This window comes from Bacillus sp. SJS, from assembly GCF_000732485.2.
GTDB lineage: Bacteria > Bacillota > Bacilli > Bacillales > Bacillaceae > Metabacillus_B > Metabacillus_B sediminis.
This window is the reverse complement of the sequence record NZ_JAQV02000007.1, coordinates 192,806-209,979: the sequence shown is the minus strand read 5'-3', so window position 1 is coordinate 209,979 and position 17,174 is coordinate 192,806. Positions and strand designations below refer to the sequence as shown.

24 protein-coding genes are annotated in these 17,174 nt (G+C 42.7%); 17 read left to right on the top strand and 7 right to left on the bottom strand.

Annotated elements, in window-relative coordinates; translation table 11 throughout:
- Positions 1 to 65: 65 nt before the first annotated feature.
- The 5 genes from AS29_RS04675 (at position 66) to AS29_RS04655 (ending at position 3,212) form a co-directional block, all read left to right on the top strand.
- Positions 66 to 539, top strand: a complete 474-nt coding sequence (locus AS29_RS04675; RefSeq protein WP_035409858.1) for an S-ribosylhomocysteine lyase — start codon at positions 66 to 68, stop codon at positions 537 to 539.
- A 343-nt stretch (positions 540 to 882) separates the two neighbouring features.
- Positions 883 to 1,332 carry a FixH family protein gene (locus AS29_RS04670; RefSeq protein ID WP_035409856.1) on the top strand — a complete coding sequence of 150 codons (450 nt, stop codon included), beginning with the start codon at positions 883 to 885 and terminating at the stop codon, positions 1,330 to 1,332.
- Between the two features lie 144 nt (positions 1,333 to 1,476).
- Positions 1,477 to 1,746, top strand: coding sequence for a 30S ribosomal protein S14 (gene rpsN, locus AS29_RS04665; RefSeq protein ID WP_035409853.1), 270 nt, complete (start codon positions 1,477 to 1,479; stop codon positions 1,744 to 1,746).
- 30 nt (positions 1,747 to 1,776) lie between these two features.
- On the top strand, positions 1,777 to 2,112 hold the full coding sequence (locus AS29_RS04660; protein ID WP_035409851.1) for a hypothetical protein: 336 nt from the start codon (positions 1,777 to 1,779) through the stop codon (positions 2,110 to 2,112).
- Between the two features lie 161 nt (positions 2,113 to 2,273).
- A complete protein-coding gene (locus AS29_RS04655) occupies positions 2,274 to 3,212 on the top strand; it encodes a manganese-dependent inorganic pyrophosphatase (RefSeq protein ID WP_035409850.1) in 939 nt (312 codons plus the stop codon).
- 196 nt (positions 3,213 to 3,408) lie between these two features.
- Here the strand turns inward: AS29_RS04655 and AS29_RS21265 are convergent, their stop codons facing one another.
- Both AS29_RS21265 and ytzI read right to left on the bottom strand, forming a co-directional pair.
- The gene (locus AS29_RS21265) at positions 3,409 to 3,552 is read right to left on the bottom strand and encodes a lmo0937 family membrane protein (RefSeq protein WP_156505868.1); all 144 of its coding nucleotides are present in this window, start codon (positions 3,550 to 3,552) and stop codon (positions 3,409 to 3,411) included.
- A gap of 98 nt (positions 3,553 to 3,650) precedes the next feature.
- Positions 3,651 to 3,809: a YtzI protein gene (gene ytzI / locus AS29_RS20935; protein ID WP_082883732.1), complete on the bottom strand. Its 159-nt coding sequence runs from the start codon at positions 3,807 to 3,809 to the stop codon at positions 3,651 to 3,653.
- A 141-nt stretch (positions 3,810 to 3,950) separates the two neighbouring features.
- Here ytzI and AS29_RS04650 point away from each other — a divergent pair, with 141 nt between their 5' ends.
- Positions 3,951 to 4,391, top strand: coding sequence for a Dps family protein (locus tag AS29_RS04650; protein ID WP_035409848.1), 441 nt, complete (start codon positions 3,951 to 3,953; stop codon positions 4,389 to 4,391).
- A gap of 42 nt (positions 4,392 to 4,433) precedes the next feature.
- Here AS29_RS04650 and AS29_RS04645 read toward each other — a convergent pair whose 3' ends face one another.
- A complete protein-coding gene (locus tag AS29_RS04645; protein WP_035409846.1) occupies positions 4,434 to 4,895 on the bottom strand; it encodes a MarR family winged helix-turn-helix transcriptional regulator in 462 nt (153 codons plus the stop codon).
- Positions 4,896 to 5,244: 349 nt separating this feature from the next.
- On the opposite strand from AS29_RS04645, the gene AS29_RS04640 reads away from it, so the two are divergent.
- The 5 genes from AS29_RS04640 to AS29_RS04620 are packed head-to-tail and all read left to right on the top strand — an operon-like array spanning position 5,245 to position 8,944.
- Positions 5,245 to 5,883, top strand: a complete 639-nt coding sequence (locus tag AS29_RS04640; RefSeq protein WP_035409844.1) for an efflux RND transporter periplasmic adaptor subunit — start codon at positions 5,245 to 5,247, stop codon at positions 5,881 to 5,883.
- 43 nt (positions 5,884 to 5,926) lie between these two features.
- Complete coding sequence (locus AS29_RS04635; protein ID WP_035409842.1) at positions 5,927 to 7,549, top strand: DHA2 family efflux MFS transporter permease subunit; 1,623 nt, start codon at positions 5,927 to 5,929, stop codon at positions 7,547 to 7,549.
- A gap of 27 nt (positions 7,550 to 7,576) precedes the next feature.
- Positions 7,577 to 8,101 carry an NAD(P)H-dependent oxidoreductase gene (locus AS29_RS04630; RefSeq protein ID WP_035409840.1) on the top strand — a complete coding sequence of 175 codons (525 nt, stop codon included), beginning with the start codon at positions 7,577 to 7,579 and terminating at the stop codon, positions 8,099 to 8,101.
- Between the two features lie 16 nt (positions 8,102 to 8,117).
- Entirely contained in the window at positions 8,118 to 8,465 is a 348-nt protein-coding gene (locus AS29_RS04625) for a hypothetical protein (protein ID WP_035409839.1), read from the top strand.
- Between the two features lie 35 nt (positions 8,466 to 8,500).
- Entirely contained in the window at positions 8,501 to 8,944 is a 444-nt protein-coding gene (locus AS29_RS04620; RefSeq protein WP_035409836.1) for a MarR family winged helix-turn-helix transcriptional regulator, read from the top strand.
- A 113-nt stretch (positions 8,945 to 9,057) separates the two neighbouring features.
- On the opposite strand, the gene AS29_RS04615 is transcribed toward AS29_RS04620, so the two are convergent.
- Positions 9,058 to 9,261, bottom strand: coding sequence for a hypothetical protein (locus tag AS29_RS04615; RefSeq protein WP_035409834.1), 204 nt, complete (start codon positions 9,259 to 9,261; stop codon positions 9,058 to 9,060).
- A gap of 117 nt (positions 9,262 to 9,378) precedes the next feature.
- Here AS29_RS04615 and AS29_RS04610 point away from each other — a divergent pair, with 117 nt between their 5' ends.
- The 3 genes from AS29_RS04610 to ytkD all read left to right on the top strand — a co-directional run bounded on the left by AS29_RS04610 (position 9,379) and on the right by ytkD (position 10,718).
- The gene (locus AS29_RS04610) at positions 9,379 to 9,777 is read left to right on the top strand and encodes a phage holin family protein (protein WP_035409832.1); all 399 of its coding nucleotides are present in this window, start codon (positions 9,379 to 9,381) and stop codon (positions 9,775 to 9,777) included.
- A 63-nt stretch (positions 9,778 to 9,840) separates the two neighbouring features.
- Positions 9,841 to 10,176, top strand: a complete 336-nt coding sequence (locus AS29_RS04605) for a hypothetical protein (protein ID WP_035409830.1) — start codon at positions 9,841 to 9,843, stop codon at positions 10,174 to 10,176.
- A 68-nt stretch (positions 10,177 to 10,244) separates the two neighbouring features.
- Positions 10,245 to 10,718 (top strand): RNA deprotection pyrophosphohydrolase, encoded by a 474-nt coding sequence (gene ytkD, locus AS29_RS04600; protein ID WP_035409829.1) that lies wholly within the window; start codon positions 10,245 to 10,247, stop codon positions 10,716 to 10,718.
- A gap of 30 nt (positions 10,719 to 10,748) precedes the next feature.
- Here the strand turns inward: ytkD and AS29_RS04595 are convergent, their stop codons facing one another.
- Genes AS29_RS04595 through AS29_RS04585 form a run of 3 tightly spaced genes read right to left on the bottom strand, consistent with a single transcriptional unit; the run spans position 10,749 to position 13,296 of the window.
- A complete protein-coding gene (locus AS29_RS04595) occupies positions 10,749 to 11,561 on the bottom strand; it encodes an ABC transporter permease (RefSeq protein WP_035409827.1) in 813 nt (270 codons plus the stop codon).
- Entirely contained in the window at positions 11,548 to 12,318 is a 771-nt protein-coding gene (locus tag AS29_RS04590) for an ABC transporter ATP-binding protein (protein WP_035409825.1), read from the bottom strand. Before AS29_RS04590 ends, AS29_RS04595 begins: the two co-directional genes overlap by 14 nt.
- Before the next feature lie 15 nt (positions 12,319 to 12,333).
- Positions 12,334 to 13,296, bottom strand: coding sequence for an ABC transporter substrate-binding protein (locus AS29_RS04585; protein WP_197491576.1), 963 nt, complete (start codon positions 13,294 to 13,296; stop codon positions 12,334 to 12,336).
- A 150-nt stretch (positions 13,297 to 13,446) separates the two neighbouring features.
- On the opposite strand from AS29_RS04585, the gene AS29_RS04580 reads away from it, so the two are divergent.
- The 3 genes from AS29_RS04580 to AS29_RS04570 all read left to right on the top strand — a co-directional run bounded on the left by AS29_RS04580 (position 13,447) and on the right by AS29_RS04570 (position 17,162).
- Entirely contained in the window at positions 13,447 to 14,238 is a 792-nt protein-coding gene (locus AS29_RS04580; RefSeq protein ID WP_035409821.1) for an alpha/beta hydrolase family protein, read from the top strand.
- A gap of 42 nt (positions 14,239 to 14,280) precedes the next feature.
- Positions 14,281 to 14,523, top strand: a complete 243-nt coding sequence (locus AS29_RS04575; RefSeq protein ID WP_035409820.1) for a DUF2584 domain-containing protein — start codon at positions 14,281 to 14,283, stop codon at positions 14,521 to 14,523.
- A gap of 167 nt (positions 14,524 to 14,690) precedes the next feature.
- The gene (locus AS29_RS04570; RefSeq protein WP_035409818.1) at positions 14,691 to 17,162 is read left to right on the top strand and encodes an alginate lyase family protein; all 2,472 of its coding nucleotides are present in this window, start codon (positions 14,691 to 14,693) and stop codon (positions 17,160 to 17,162) included.
- Positions 17,163 to 17,174: the final 12 nt, after the last annotated feature.

Below are 17,174 nucleotides of genomic sequence, written 5' to 3'. Positions count from 1 at the left end.
AAGTTGATGGTTCTTATCGGAATTGTTACAATAGGTTCATAGAAAATAAGCTGGGAGTGAAAAATATGCCATCAGTAGAAAGTTTTGAGCTTGATCATAATGCAGTTAAAGCACCTTACGTAAGACATTGCGGCGTCCATAAAGTAGGATCCGATGGTGTTGTTAATAAGTTTGATATCCGTTTCTGCCAGCCGAACAAACAGGCAATGAAACCTGATACGATTCATACGCTTGAGCATTTGCTTGCTTTTAATATTCGTGATCATGCAGAAAAGTACGATCATTTTGATATTATTGATATCTCTCCAATGGGCTGTCAAACGGGTTACTACCTTGTAGTCAGCGGAGAGCCGACAGTTAAGGAAATTATAGATCTTCTTGATGATACATTAAAGTCAGCTATTGAAATTGACGAAATTCCAGCTGCAAATGAAAAGCAATGCGGTCAAGCGAAGCTTCATGATTTGGATGGAGCGAAGCGACTGATGAAGTTCTGGCTTGATCAGGATAAGAAAGAGCTTGAAAAAGTATTCGGTTAATCATTTGAAAAGCCTGACAGCAATCCGCTGTCAGGCTTTTTTTAAAAGATAAGAACGTATGAATTTTTTACTTTTGTCCAGCTCCTGGCGCTAGCTGTTCGGCCGCTTCGCTCTCTCGGTCGAGGGCCTTCACGATGAAGGCCCGTTCAGCGTTGCGACAGGACGTCGCGCCTTTAGCTGAACAACCTAACTTGGGCGCCTCTCGGTCGGGGGCTCCACCGTCTCTCACAGCTGAGCAAGCGCCCTCCGCTTTTCTTATGAATCAATTTTTTCCCATCTTCTATAGAAACCGCTTACAGTCTTTCTTATAATAGAAGAAAGTCGAATACGGGATGGGATACTTATGAAATGGAAAAATTGGACATTGCTTGTACTATTTTCGGCCGTTTTATTTCTGACGGCAGCATGCGGGGCAGCAGGCAGTAAAGCTTCCGATGTCCCAGAAATGGTCAATGCAAAAATCAGTGTACCGAAAGTAATCCGCAAAAATGAAACTCAAGAATATGAAGTGAAAGTGACGCAGGGAAAGGAAATGGTCCAGGATGCAAGCTCGGTCGAGTTTGAGATCTGGGAGTCAGGTTCGAAGGAACAAAGCGAAATGGTGAAAGCAGAACATAGCGGAAATGGGGTCTATTCCATTTCAAAGGCGTTTAAAGAGGATGGAATTTATTATTTGCAAACCCACGTAACAGCAAGAGATATGCATGTGATGCCTAAGGTTAAGCTAATAGTAGGACATGCTGCGGATAACGGAAATGATAAAGAAGAGAAAGAATCAGGCCATCACCATTAACTCCGCCAAGCGGGGTTTTTTTAATTACTGCTTGATTTAAGTGGGAGGGATAAGATTTAATAATTAAAACGTAATGATTTCGATTTAAGGTATAACAGTCATATAATAGCCAGTGAAAACTGATTAAAGAAAGGAAGAAGGAAAATGGCAAAAAAATCAATGATTGCAAAAGAAAAGCAGAGGGAAGCCACTGTTAAAAAATATGCTGCGTTAAGACAGGAACTGAAAGAGAAGGGAGACTTCGAGGGCCTGAGAAAGCTTCCCAGAGATTCTTCTCCAACGAGACTTCATAATCGCTGTGAGCTGACAGGCAGGCCCAGAGGATACCTTCGTAAATTCAATATGTCCAGGATCGCATTTCGCGAGCTTGCACATAAAGGACAGCTGCCAGGTGTGAAAAAAGCCAGCTGGTAAATTTGTCAGCATGTGAAAAGGAGTATGAACATGAATGATCACCTGATGGAAATGATGGTTCGCGATATTGTAGCCGGATTGCCTGCAGAAAAAAGAGAAGTGTATCGCTACGTAGTAAGAGCTGAAGACGAACTGGCAAAGCAAAGTGAGACGAAGGAACAGTTTTTAAAGATGCTGACAGTTTGTTCACCCCATCAGCAGGCTGCAGACCAATTCCAAATGACCATTGATGGCCTATTGAAGTTGATGCATGACATTGAGGATGAAATAACGGCTGGTTTGGATAAAAGACTTGAAAAATACAAGTGGCTGGATTACTCGGATAGCCAGCCTTCCAACCGACTTCAGTTTCTTTGTATTCTTTAAACCATAACGGTACTTGAGCTGCTTTGAGGTACTAATTGACTCGTCCAATGCAGAAAATCCCCTGCCGAAAAAATAAGAAAGATGTGATAGAATAGAGAACGGAAGCAGGGTTCAATGCGGACGCTGCAAAAAACTCTATCTACAGCAAGGAGCAGGATACGATGGAAAAAGTATTGGTTTTCGGTCATAAAAATCCAGATACAGATACAATTTGTTCAAGCATTGCTTATGCAGAGCTTAAGAATAAGCTTGGTATGAACGCGGAGCCTGTTCGCTTAGGTTCAATTAATGGTGAAACACAATATGCGCTAGATACGTTTAATAAACAGGCACCGCGTTTAGTAGAAAAAGTAGCGGCAGAGGTTAACCATGTCATTCTCGTTGATCACAATGAGCGTCAGCAAAGTGCGGATGATATTACAGAAGTAAGCGTTCTTGAGGTGATTGATCATCACCGTATTGCAAATTTTGAGACAAGCGATCCATTGTATTACCGTGCTGAGCCAGTGGGCTGCACCACGACTATTTTAAATAAAATGTATAAAGAGAACGGCGTAGAGATTGAAAAGGATACGGCGGGTCTCATGCTTTCAGCCATCATTTCTGACTCTTTGCTTTTCAAATCACCTACGTGCACGGAGCAGGATATTGCAGCAGCAAAAGAACTAGCTGAAATTGCCGGGGTGAACCTCGAAAGCTACGGATTGGAAATGCTGAAAGCCGGAGCTGATTTAAGCAGCAAAACGGTGGAAGAACTCATTTCTTTGGATGCAAAGGAATTCCAAATGGGAACACGCCGGGTTGAAATTGCTCAAGTAAATGCAGTGGATCCTAATGATATCCTGGTTCGTCAAAGCGAAATTGAAGCGGCAATTGCACATGTGGTTGCTGAAAAGGGCTTGGATCTGTTTCTTTTTGTCGTAACAGATATTCTTGAAAGTGATTCCATTGCTCTTGCTTCTGGAAGAGAAGTTGAAGCAGTAGAACGAGCATACAATGTGAAGATCGAGGATAGCAGAGCGCTGCTAAAAGGCGTTGTCTCCCGCAAAAAGCAAATCGTTCCAATATTAACTGAAACATTCAGCTCAACAAACAGCTGATAAATGAAAGGCCCTCCTGCAATCAGGAGGGCCTTCTTCTCTGCATTTGTAATGAACATAAATAAAGAACCGAATCCATTCGGTTCTGTTCATAAGTATTTTTGCAGCACCTACACAGCGTAAGCCCTTCCTCTCAAACACCCTTGCAGCCCCGAAGCTGCGCCAGTTGAATAAGTGCGCGTATTTTAAATGGCATCTACAGCCTTTTCCGTTTAACAAATTTGACTACAATCAAAGCCAGTACAATGATTAAAATCAGATTAATTGCAGCTCCGGCTATTTTGAAAACTAAGCCGACTAGCCAAACGATCAGCAAAATCCAAATAATCGTCCAAAGCATCGTTCATTCTCCTTTTCGAACATGTGGTTGTATGTATTAGATTCCCCGAACTTCGAAGATTAAAACATACTGAACCCATTCGAAATAAAAAAACTCTACTATTCAGCAGAGTCCTTTTTATTGACTGGAGGACTAATTTCCTCCTCCATGGGGTCAATAGTGTGTTCATATTTGTATGCTTTATTGGTTGTAACTACACTTAAGGCTAATACAACGAAAACAATAATGATGCAAATTCCAAGAATCCATAAGTACATGATTGTTTCCTCCTTACTGAACAATCCATATTGAGAACGCTTTCCTTTATAGTACCATGCAGAAAGGATATTGGGATGCCTTTCGAGACATGATAAAGAGGGAGATTCTTAGCATATTTATCATCGAAGGAGGAATGCATAATGTCTCAAAAATTGCTGGACACGGTCAATAAGCAGGTTGCCAATTGGACCGTCCTTTATGTAAAACTGCATAATTACCACTGGTATGTAACAGGAAAAGATTTCTTTACACTTCATGCTAAATTCGAAGAGTTTTACAATGAAGCGGGTACAAATATTGACGAGCTGGCAGAGCGGCTGCTTGCCCTTCAAGGAAAACCTGCTGCTACCATGAAAGAGTGCCTCGTGCTCTCGAGTATCCAAGAAGCAGAAGGCGGCGAAACAGCTGAGCAGATGGTACAACAGCTGCATAAGGACTTTTTGCAGGTTGCTGAAGAACTGAAAGAAGGGATGGAGCTTGCCGCTGAGGTAGGAGACGAAACAACAGGGGATATGCTTCTTGCTATTCACCAAAGTCTTGAAAAGCACAACTGGATGCTGAAAGCGTATCTCGGAAAATGAACGAAAAAACGGAACCCTAAGGGGTTCCGTTTTTTAATGGTCTTACTTTTCGGCGGCGTCTTTTTGAAGAATACCGGCTTCGATTTTATTCAAAATCCTAAAATACTCTTCCCTTTCCTCCCTATTCAGGACGGAAAGCATTTCCGTCCAGAAGAGATTCCGCTGCTCAATCATACTTGCTACAAACTGATCTCCCTGGTCTGTGAGGACAATCCAGACAATTCTCCGGTCTTGGCTATCTCTTGCCCTTTTAAGGAGTAAATCGTCCTCCAGCTGGTTTAAAAGGGTGGTGGTAGCCCCCGATGTTAAAAGTAATTTCTGGGAAATTTCTGCTACTTTGCATTTTTTTTGTTTGAAGACGAATTTAAGGATGTGGTACTTAGTGGGGGTCAGATTATACGGCATTTCTTTAATTTTCATCTCGATCAGCTGGCGCTTATGCATAAATAAGGTATCTTTTATCTCATCCAGCCTTTCCAGCTGACTGCTTAAATTGTTTTTCATGAAGGTTCCCCTTTTAAAATAATGAAGTAAGCTTTCACAGTATATAGCCTGACCGAAGATAACTTCGTTCGAGCTCCTGAGCCTTGCCCGTCACCCATCCATCAAAGGATAAGTACTTATATTTTTTTTCCGGGGCTGTTCAAGGCAAATGTCTTCTATTTCTTTCCCTTTTCTTCTATAAATTTAGTTCAACTTTTATCCAATGTAAAGTAAGGCAAATGTTTTTACTGTAAAAATACGAAAAAATATGTTAAAGTTACGAATCGTAAATACCTTTATTAAAAAGTAACTTTATCATGAAGTATTTTTATAATGGTGAGATCGAATACGAAACAAGGAGGAATTTTTTATGTCCAGAGGACGGCTGATTTTGATTAATTTTGTAGGGATTGTTGTGATTCTTGCACTAGTCGCAGGAGGCGTTTATTACTACTTCCAGCAGACCAATTATGTAACGACTGATAACGCAAAGGTGGCGGGTGACCTTCATACAATTAAGGCCCCTGCAGCCGGAAAAGTATCCGGTATGAATGTTGAAGAAGGCGACGAAATCAAAAAGGGTGCCGAAATTGCAAAAATCGGTGCTGCAAATAGCACTCAGTCAATAACGGCTCCTGCAGACGGAACCATTATTAAAAAACAAATGGATAATGATCAAATGGCACAGCCTGGCCAAACCATTGCAAGTGAAGTAAACCTCAGTGAACTGTATATCACAGCTAACCTAAAAGAAGATAAGCTGCAGGATATCGAGGTTGGGGACGATGTAGATGTAACGGTTGATGGTGACGGTGGGACAGTCATTGAAGGCAAGGTTGAAAAAATCGGGTATGCAACCAACTCCATTTTCTCTTTAATGCCAAAATCCAATGATGACGGAAATTATACAAAAGTAACTCAAACCGTACCTGTAAAAATCTCTATTACGAATTATTCTGAACAAGTGCTTCCAGGAATGAACGCTGAAGTGAAAATTTCTAAAAACTAAGTCAGATGTTTCTGAAAGCTTTAAGGAAAGGAGGAAATGAGTGATGACACAAAATGCAGCTAAATCAGAGAGCGGCGTCAGGCAGCATATGCCGCTGCTGATTGTATTAATGCTCGGTTTGTTCCTTGCCATTTTGAATCAAACGCTGCTGAATGTAGCCATACCCCATCTCATAACAGAGTTTGGTGTAACGGCCAATACAGCTCAGTGGCTTCTTACTGGATATATGCTTGTAAATGGAGCGCTGATTCCATTATCCGCTTATCTCATTAAGCGTTTTGCAGTAAGACGATTGTTCTTATTCGCTATGTTTTGCTTTACATTAGGATCCTTGATTTGCGGATTGGCTGGAAGTTTCCCGGTGATGATGACGGGGAGGCTGATCCAGGCAATAGGCGGGGGAGTATTGGCTCCGCTCGTGATGACGATTATTGTGTTTATTTTCCCTCCGGAAATGCGCGGGAAAGGGATGGGGATTTTTGGACTCGCGATGATGTTTGCCCCGGCTATCGGGCCGACGCTATCAGGTTTTGTGGTTCAAAATTATGATTGGCATTTGCTCTTTACCGGAATGGTTCCACTTGGAGCCATCGTATTAATCATTGCTTTCTTTAGATTAAAAGACATCACACCTCCAGAGAATATAAAAGCGGATATTTTATCGATTTTCACTTCTTTAGCGGGTATGGGTTTATTGCTGTACGGATTTAGTGAAGCGGGAAATGATGGATGGACAGACCCTGTTGTTTTATCATCAATGGGTGTTGGAATCATTCTTCTAGTTGTTTTTACAATTAAACAGCTTAAATCTGAAGACCCTCTTTTAGATGTAAGAGTGTTTAAATATTCAATCTTTACCTTATCGAGTATTATCAACATTGCGATTACAATATGCCTGTTTTCAGGGATGTTCCTGCTTCCCATTTATTTGCAGAACATTCGGGGCTATTCACCGCTGGATTCAGGACTGCTTTTACTTCCGGGTGCAATTGTCATGCTGATCATGTCACCTGTTTCAGGTATTCTATTCGATAAATTCGGGCCAAGACCACTCGGAATTATTGGAATGGTGATTACAACTGTTACGACATATGAATTTACTCAGCTCACAATGGATACGACCTATAATCATATCCTGGTCTTGTATATGATTCGCACATTCGGAATGTCTTTCCTTATGATGCCGATCATGACCGCCGGGTTAAATCAGCTTCCTGACAGACTTAGCAGCCATGGTTCAACAATGGCCAATACATTTAGACAGGTGGCAGGTTCCATTGGAATCAGTTTCCTTACAACCATTTATTCAAACAGAACGGATTACCATTTGGAAGCGCAGGGTAGTCAGATGAATACTTCTGATCCATTCTTTGCCCAAGCGTTCAGTGAATTTACACAAAAAATTGCTCAGATGATGAGCCTGTCACCTGAAGAGGCGCAGCAGCAAGCTGTTCAGCTCTTATATGCCAAAGTGGTCAAGGATTCGACGATTCACGGAATTAATGACGCATTTTTCTGGGCAGCAGGTATTTCACTAATTGGACTTGTGCTTGCATTCTTTATGAGAGATGTGAGGAAAGACAAAAAGGTTTCGGAAAAACCTTCTGTTTCTAAGCGTCAAGAAGAAATAAGGATGCTCCCTGCACCTAAAAACGTACATTCATAAACAGCCGGAAGAGTTGGGGGAATTATAATGAAAATCTGTATCGTATACGACAGTGAAGGCGGACATACGGAAGCTCTTGCCCAAGCAATTGCAGCAGGTGCTGAAAAATCCAGAGAAGCCACTGTTTATCTAAAAAGCGTCAAGGACGCAGATGTATATGACCTTCCTGAGATGGATGCCATCATATGGGGATGTCCGGGTCACTTCGGTACCATCAGTGCCGGATTAAAGACTTGGATTGATAAACTGGGCTATCTTTGGGCAGAAGGAAAGCTGATCAATAAAGTGGGAGCCGTTTTTTGCACAACGGCAACGACCCATGGCGGTCTTGAAGCCACATTGTTAAACCTGATTACTCCTATGCTTCATCAGGGGATGATTATTGCAGGACTTCCGGGAAACACTCCTGAGAATGCTCTCTACGGTTCCTATTATGGAGCCGGTATTACGTGTCCTGTAGAAAGCACTGAAGTCATTTCTGCAAGCGATCGTGCGTTAGGGATGGCTTTAGGTGAACGAGTAGCAGAAGTTACGAAACGCATGTCAAAATAACAGTAGGTGAGTGCAGATGTTAGGCGGTTTATTAATAGTAGTTGCGGTCATATTGCTTGCCGTCATTATAATTGCGAATACGAAGGCAATGTCCAGGTCGAAAGGCAGGAACGAGCTGCCAAACAGCAGGCAGCAGGACGGCAGCCAGCCTGCAGAGCAGAATGAAAAAGAAACAAATCCTGCACCTGCTGCTTCACCGGAACCTGCTCCTTCGGAATCTAACAATATGAATGATCATGCATACCGTAAAGCGTTATCCCAATTTAAGAATATAGAGGGCGAGGAAGCAGCGCACGATTCTAAAATGGATGATGATGCGTATCGAAAAGCCTTGCAAACATTGAATAAAGGGAAGCAGCAGTAAATTCTGCGGCTGCCCTTTAGGAAAGAGGTGGGGCCATGTTCAATCCGAAGGAAATGGAATGGCTGGAGCGGGTTCAGGAGAAGACCATTTTATTTAAAAGAAAGGTTTCATTGCTGGTAAAGGAGAATCTCGAGCCGCTTGGGATTACTCCATTCCAGCTGCAAATCTTATGGCTGCTTGGAAAAGATGGAGAAATGGGAACAACTCAGCTTGCAGAAAAATTAAAAGTGAAGCCAAGTGCTGTCACAATGGGAACGAATCAGCTCCATAAAAGAGGCTGGCTGAACAGAATCCATCTGGAATCCGATCGAAGACAAATCCGCATAACCCTTACGGCTGAGGGAGAACGGCTTTTGATGAAAGCTAAAGGCACGCACAATCAACTGGCGTCTGAACTTTTTTCTTGTTTTGATGAGAAGGAGCTTGCGGATTTTTTCTGTTTAGTTGATAAGCTTGAGCAGAATACTTTCGTGAAATAGGCACTTTTTAAAGGCAGGATGATGGTGGAATGCTAAATTCTGCAGGCATCATCCAGACAGCCCTATATCGTTCATTATGAAGTACATCCGAAAGAGGGATGTGCTTTTTTTTGTTATTCTGTCTCTTTTTCTACTTTATCCAGGATAGATTGAGCCAGGATATCTCTAAGGTCCTCAGCATCCATGTTTTTAGTGAGCTGAAAAACCTCTGCTTCTGAAAGTCCGTTTACATAACTTTCAATTGCAGCTTCCAAGTCTTCTGTATCGGTTCGAAAGTTCATGGCGATGTCTTTTGTAAAATGTTCTTTCCAGTCCAAGGTAAGCCTCCTTTTTATTGAGAAATAAGCCCTTTTTCATTAACTCTTATGTTTGTCCATACCCCTCTGGCCGTAATGAATAGCATAAACTATACCTCTAGTGAAAGGAGGGATGAAGTGAGCAAGGATGCAGATGTCATGACGTTATATTCTTTCACCATGACGGTTCTGACATTTTTACTTGGAGAATTAGAGCAGATGATGTATGTTCTTTTTGCTCTAATGGTTATTGAATTTATTAGTTTTGCGATTTCGAAGTCGATAAATGGCGGATTGTCATTACGGGATATTTCCATTGAGATTTCCAAAAAAGCACTGATTCTGATTATGGTTGCTGTTGCTAATTTACTGGACAAGGTTATTCCGATGGGATTCTCCATAAAAGATTTTACAATTATCTTTTATATTTTTTACGAAATGCTTTATATTATTACACACGTTTCAAGCAGCGGCTTGCCGGTTCCTCAATTTGTGAAAGACGCACTTGATCTTCTTAAAAATAAAATGAAGAAGTGAGTGCCGAATAAAAGCATGAAGATGCTGCAAAATAAGGGAAAAGGCTTGAAGGTGTGATTGTTTATGGAAGGTTTTGAAAAGAAAACGTATTATGTGACAGTTGGAAGCGGAGAAATATCACAGCTGTCTGATTCATCTGTATGGGATTACCGTATTGAGGCGACAGATGATCAAATCATTGAGCTGAGGAGTTATTTTGAGCAGCAGTATGCATCAGACTGGAAAGGCTTTTTCAGGACGCATGTACCCTATTTGCCTTACCACTTCGACCGGCCTAATGATGCGGTCGATCAGGCGAACATGAATATCTATAGAATGATTTATGAACTAGGGGATGCAGAGGCGAAGCAGCATATCGATGAGCAGAAGATTCTGAATAATATTGAGGATCAAACCTAGCAGAATTTATACAATGTCATCCCATTGTGATAAAATAGAATTGGAAAAGTCGAAAATTGAGGGATCACATGTATCGTTTTAAGGATTATTACCACAATCAGGTTCAGCTATCTTTTGAAAAGAATCCATTTTCCAGCCTTCCGAAGCATGTATGGGTCGTATGCCGCTTTCAGGATAAGTGGCTTTTAACCAACCATGGGGACCGCGGGTATGAATTTCCCGGCGGCAAGGTCGAGGAAAATGAGACGGCAGACGAAGCGGCAATTAGAGAAGTAAAAGAGGAAACAGGCGGTATTGTGTCGTCTCTCCAGTACATGGGGCAGTATCGTGTTTCCGGAAAAGAAAAAACAATTATAAAAAATATTTACTATGCGGCCGTTTCCGAACTCATTCATCTGGATGATTACATGGAAACAAAGGGTCCCGTCCTTCTGGATGAACTTCCTGATAATATACAGCAGGACAGGCGTTTTAGTTTCATTATGAAAGATGAAGTGCTGCAGCAGTCTTTAAAACGGATTATAGGGAACATACAGGACTAAAAGGGCTTGCCGCAAACCGGCAAGCCTATTTCAATCCGAATTTTTAATCAGCCTTTTTTCAAGCCAATCGACAAGCTGATACATAATCGTAGCAAACACGGCGATAAGCAGAAGGCTAAGAAACACCAGAGTAAAATTGAACACTTGAAAGCCATAAATAATCATGTATCCAAAGCCTTTGGATGATACGAGAAATTCTCCTACGATGACCCCGACCCAGGATAATCCTACATTTACCTTTAAGGAGGAAATAATGACTGGAAAGGAAGCAGGGAGGACGGCTTCTTTAAAAAGCTGTAGCCTTGAGGCGCCAAAGGTTTGCAGCACCTTTAAATAATTCGGATCCAATCCCCTGAAGGATGTGTAAACGACGATGGTGGTAATAATGACAGAAATGATCGCTCCCATTGCTACGATGGAAAAGAAGCCGGGACCGATTGCAACAATTAAGATTGGGCCGAGCGCAACCTTAGGCATAGCATTCAATATAACCAGATAGGGATCCAGTATCCTGGACAGCCTTGGCGACCACCAAAGGATTGCAGCCAGGAGGGTTCCTGCAAGCGTTCCTAGAATAAACCCAAGAACCGTTTCGAAAATTGTGACACTGGCGTTTGCGTATAACGTTCCATCCTGCCACTTCTCCAAAAAGAGCAGCCATATTTTTGATGGTGCACTGAATATAAGCGGATCTATCCAATTATTCTTGCTTGAGATTTCCCAGATACTGAAAAATGCTGCAAAAATAAGGAGCTGGTATAAACGGACGACCATTTTTTCGCGCTTTAACCGATCCAGATAATGGTCATGAAGCTGCTCCAAATGAGTTTTAACCTTGTTCAAGCTGATCCAGCTCCTTCCATATCGATTGGAATAGTTCGTTATAGAGAGGATGCTGCCTGGACTCAAAAGGGGCCAGTTCTCGAATTTCCCGGGGAATAGGAAACATTTTAGCGATTTTCCCCGGATTCGCAGAAAAAAGAAAAATCCTGTCGCTCATGGCAATTGCTTCGCCAATGTCATGAGTGACAAGCAAAGCGGTTTTCCCATATTCATGAAGCGTGAGCTGTACGAGATCTTCAAGCTTGAGTTTCGTTTGATAATCTAAAGCTGAAAACGGCTCATCCAGGAGCAGAAGGTCAGGTTCGGTGGACAATGTCCTGATCAGTGCCGCACGCTGGCGCATCCCTCCGGATAACTGCCGTGGATATTTTTTTTCGACTGATGAGAGCCCCATCTCCTGAAGAAGCGATAAGGTCCTTTTTTCAGATTCCGGAGTCAGCTTTTTTTGAGTTTTAAGACCGATCAGAACATTTTCCTCGATGGTTTTCCAGGGAAAAAGATAATCCTGCTGCAGCATATAACCAATTTTTCTTCTCATTTCCTTAATTGGCTCTTCTCTGATCAGGACCGTTCCTTCTGTTGGATGAAGCAGACCTGCGACAATGGTAAGAAGAGTGGTTTTTCCGCAGCCGCTTGGGCCGAGAAAGGAGATAAACTCTCCTTCTTCGACGGTCAGGCTGATGCCCTCTAGGGCGGTTGCGATGGTGTCTTTTGTAAAATAGGAATGAGACAGATTTTGTATGGACAGGAACGCCATCCTATAACCTCCTTACTATTTTGGAGCTTTTTCTGCAAACTGTGTATTCACAAGTTTGCTGTAATCGATATGCTTCGGAAGCTCGCCTGCTTCATTCATAATGTTTTGAAGGTTTTCCCACTCTTTCTCGTCAAGGATGGGATCTTTAGCAAATGAACCTTGCTCCTTGTATCTGCTGACAACCGTTTCGATTAATGAAGGATCCGTATCTTCAAAATGCTCGGTAATGGCATCGGCAATTTCTTTAGCAGAGTGCTTTTCTACCCAGCTCTGTGCCTTCTGAATTGCATTTGTGAATTTCTGGACCGAGTCGCCATTTTTCTTAATAAAGCTTTCCTTGGACATGAACGTGGTGTATGGGATTAGACCGGATTCAGTACCAAAGGAAGCGACAATATGTCCTTTGCCTTCTTTTTCAAAGATGCTTGCCGTCGGCTCGAAAAGCTGAACATAGTCCCCGGTGCCAGACGCAAAGGCATTGGCAATATTGGCAAAATCGATATTTTGTATCAAGTTCAAATCGGTTTGCGGATCTATACCATGCTTTTTCAAAACAAACTCTCCGGCCATTTGAGGCATTCCGCCTTTTCGCTGGCCAAGGAACGTGCTTCCTCTTAAATCATCCCAATCAAACGAATCAGTTTTTTTTCTTGCCACAAGAAAGGTGCCATCGGTTTGTGTGAGCTGCGCGAAATTAATGACCGGGTCTTTGGATCCTTGAGCTTCTACATAAATAGAAGTTTCTGAACCAACAAGAGCAACGTCGGCTCCTCCAGACAGAAGTGCGGTCATGGTCTTATCACCGCCGAATGCGGTGGTCAGTTCGACATCAAGACCTTCATCCTTAAAGAAGCCTTTAGAGATAGCGACGTAAAGAGGAGCGTAAAAAATAGACCGGGTCACTTCCGCTACTCGAATTTTCTGGACCTTGTTTTGCGTGCAGGCTGAAAGTGGTAATGCTATTAGGACAAGCGCCATTAAGCTGATGAACCATTTTTTCAAATCCGGTTCCTCCTTTTGGTCGGTTTTGCGCCTGAGAATAGGCCGCGTACCGCAATAATCTGATCTAAGATAAACTATGAAAAAGATAAAAATGTGTGAATGCCTATATAAGAAAGTGGGATGCAGATGAGAAATGGAGATATTTTAGATAAACAGAAATATCCATCACCACACCCTGATATTGACCTGCACCTTGTCACCTATTGGTCAGGAGGTCTGAAGGTGAAAGGACTGCTGGCTGAGCCTAAAAAAGAGGGAACCTATGATGGGTTCTTGTATTTAAGAGGCGGAATAAAGGGAGTAGGCATGGTTCGGCCAGGCCGAATTGTCCAATTCGCCTCAGAGGGCTTCGTCGTAATGGCTCCATTTTATCGGGGAAATCAAGGTGGAGAAGGAAATGAAGATTTTGCAGGAGAAGACAGGGAGGATGCTCTTTCAGCGATTGATCTTCTGATGAGGAATCCCAAAACGGATGAAGAAAGAATCCACGTATTTGGATTTTCAAGAGGCGGAGTTATGGCGCTAATAGCCGGAAATGAAAGAAGTGATGTCTGTTCGGTCGTCACATGGGGCGGCGTCTCAGACATGATCCTCACCTATGAGGAACGCGAGGATCTAAGGAGAATGATGAAAAGGGTGATAGGAGGCAGTCCAAATAAACGGCCTGACGCTTATTCCTATAGAACACCGCTCAACAATCTGGAAAAATTACAAGCTCCGCTGCTCATCATCCATGGAGTTAAAGATCATAACGTGTCCGTTGAACATTCATATCTTCTTGAAAAGCGGGCCCTTGAATTGGGAAAGAGTGCTGAAGCGTGGTACTTTGAGGAATTTACGCATTACTTTCCTCCGCATATAAACAGGGAGACGGTTGAAAGACTGACACAATGGATGAAAAGGCAGCCGTCTGTCTGATATGGTAAACTAATACTAATTGTGCAAAAGGAGAGATTTGAGATGGGAATGCCCCTTGAATTGAATACGATGATTGTAACGAAGGGCAGAGAAAAGCGGATGGAAGAAAACGTATTTACCCTCCAAAAGGATGGATACCGACTATATCCGCTGGATCTTCCAGTAGAAGTGAGAAAGACAAAAGAGGGAGAAGTAAGCGGGAGAGCGGTCATCAATAAAGTAGAATGGGAAAACAGCAAGACCATTCTTACCTATCAGCTTATAAAACTAAATTCAACGAACTAAGGAGTCCTGTTAATGGGACTCTTTTATTTTTGGACTGACGGGCTCTGAAGCAGCGGAAATCAAAGTAAGAAAAAAATCCCGTTTTTTTATAAAAAATTGTGAAATAATACCGTAAGTTAGTCGATATGTAATAGTGAGAAAGACACAAAAATTCGGAGGTAATGACTTTGACTTTTCGACCCTTTAAGGGTGTTCTTTTCGTATTGTCCCTGCTGCTTATCCCTTCCACATCCGTTGCCGCTGCATCAAATCCTGATTCAGGAAGGCTGAACGAAGCGTTCGTCCATTCCCCTGGCTATGAGTCTTTAGTTTCAGCCAGAGCAGAAAAGTTTAAAACAGCTCCGATTCGCTATACAAAACCAGTAAATCATCCCGGTTCATCAACCGCTGCCCCAGGGTATACTCCAGTTATGAACACTCAAACTGCTAATCCAAGACCACAATCCTTTATCGGTGCATTAGAACTTCAAACAGCAAAAAAGAGAGTTGTAAACGATACATGGGCAAAAAATTATTTAAAGAGACTTGAAAGCGAATCAAATTCCTTTCTTAAGCTTGATCAAACCATCCCCCGAAAACCTGCAGGCTATGCTTCATGGTATGTGTGCAAGGATGGAACGCCGCTCGAATACAAGAATGGACAAAACTATTGCCCGAGCGATAAACAAATATATGAAGGAGAAAAGATTGAAGCCGGACGGCTAGCCTACGAGCATAATGAAAGAGTCAGACAGATTAAGATTTTCGCAACAGCTTTCGCTCTGAACGGCAATGAAACCTATGCAGAAGCTGCACAGCACCTATTGCTCCAATATGCGGACATGTATAAAGATTTTGCGAAGCAGGATAAGGGCGGAAGATGGTACTATCAATCTTTGGACGAAGCGGTTAGTGCCGTGGATCTGGCTTCAAGCTATGACCTGCTATACAGCAGCCGATCCTTCACGGCGGAAGAAAAGGAAAAAGTTGAGAAAGAATTGCTTTTCCCGATTGCTGAAACATTGAAGCAAAATCCGTACAGCAAATCCAACTGGCAGGCATGGCACAATGCAGCCATTGGAATGATTGGTGCTGCGGCGGGTAATAAGCAGCTTCTTGATGAAGCCATTAACGGAAAGCGCGGATTTTACTTCCTAATGGATGAAGCCGTTCTCGAGGATGGATTCTGGTGGGAGGGGTCCATGGCCTATCACACGTATGCATTGGCTCCGCTTAGTATATTGGCGCAAACGGCGTCCCATTGGGGCTACGACTTGTACAGTATTGAAAAGTTTAAAAAAATGTTTGATATCCCGCTTTTATACAGCTATCCGAATTTTGTTCAGCCTGCGAATAATGACGGTGGAAAATTCGGGAGCACGATCACGAGCTATACATCCTCCCGCGGATATAATGATTATGAGCTTGCCTATTCAAAATATAAAGATACGGGCTATGCCTGGTTTCTCCATACAAAATACGAAAAATTGAGCCGTACAGGTGATTTTGCTCTATTTTTCGGAAGCGACAGCATTGAAGAGGCCGCTGAAGTGCCAACAGAATCCCTTCAGCTTACGAGCATTGGCCAGGCTATATTAAGACACCCGGATTCCAGAGACGAGCAGTCCTATGTTTTGATGGATTACGGAGAACATGGAGGCTCTCACGGGCATTATGATAAGCTGAATATCGATTTATATGGAGCAGGGATGCTTTTGGCGCCTGACTTTGGCACACCTGGATATACTCATCCGCTTTACAGGGGATGGTATAAGCAATCCATCAGCCATAATACGGTTACGATTGATGGAAAATCACAAAGTGAAACAAAGGGAGAAATGCCGATTTTCTCCAGCAGTCCGAATTTTAAATATATGTATGCAGCGGCAGATGGCGCATATGAAGGTGTCACGTATGAAAGAAGCATGTGGATGGAAGATGAATTTATGCTGGACTGGTTTTTCGTTAAAGATGACGCCAAAACCCATCAGTATGACCTGGCATTGCATGGCCTGGGGGAATTTGAAACGGAATTGCCTCTTCAGCCGCTTGGCAGCCCGATCGGAAGGGGAGGAGGCTATGAACACCTGAAAAACCCAAAAGGATCTGGGAGCATCGAGTCTCCTTGGAGAAGCTCCTGGGATCAAAATGGAAAAGGACTTCGCACATTCTCCATCCCATTTGAAAAATCATCTGTATTCACAGCAGATGGTCCAGGTCCCTCTACATCGCCAAGTCAGCTGACTCCAACGATAATCCAAAGAGTAACGGGGAACGCAGCACAATTTGTCACCATTCTCCAGCCTTATACAAAGCCGAATACACCACCTGTAACTGGAAAGAGAGTCGGACAATATGGCATAAGAGCTGACAGCCCATCCGGAACGTATCATTTTTTCCAGAATCATCAGGAAAAAACAGCAGGAAAATTAACGGCCGCTAAGGCAGCATCAAGGAAAAGAGCAGATTATCGTTTTGATGATAACCTGAGCGCGAGTATTGCTGCAAACGGAGAGTTAAAAGTAACCTTGAAAGAAGCAGAAACACTTGAAAACACGACACTTGTCTTTAACAAAGGAACGATCACGTCTGTTTCAGTTAACGGAAAAGCATGGAAAACGGTATCCCAAGGCCGTTACATCATGGCTTTTCAAAAATAAACGAAGAAGAGG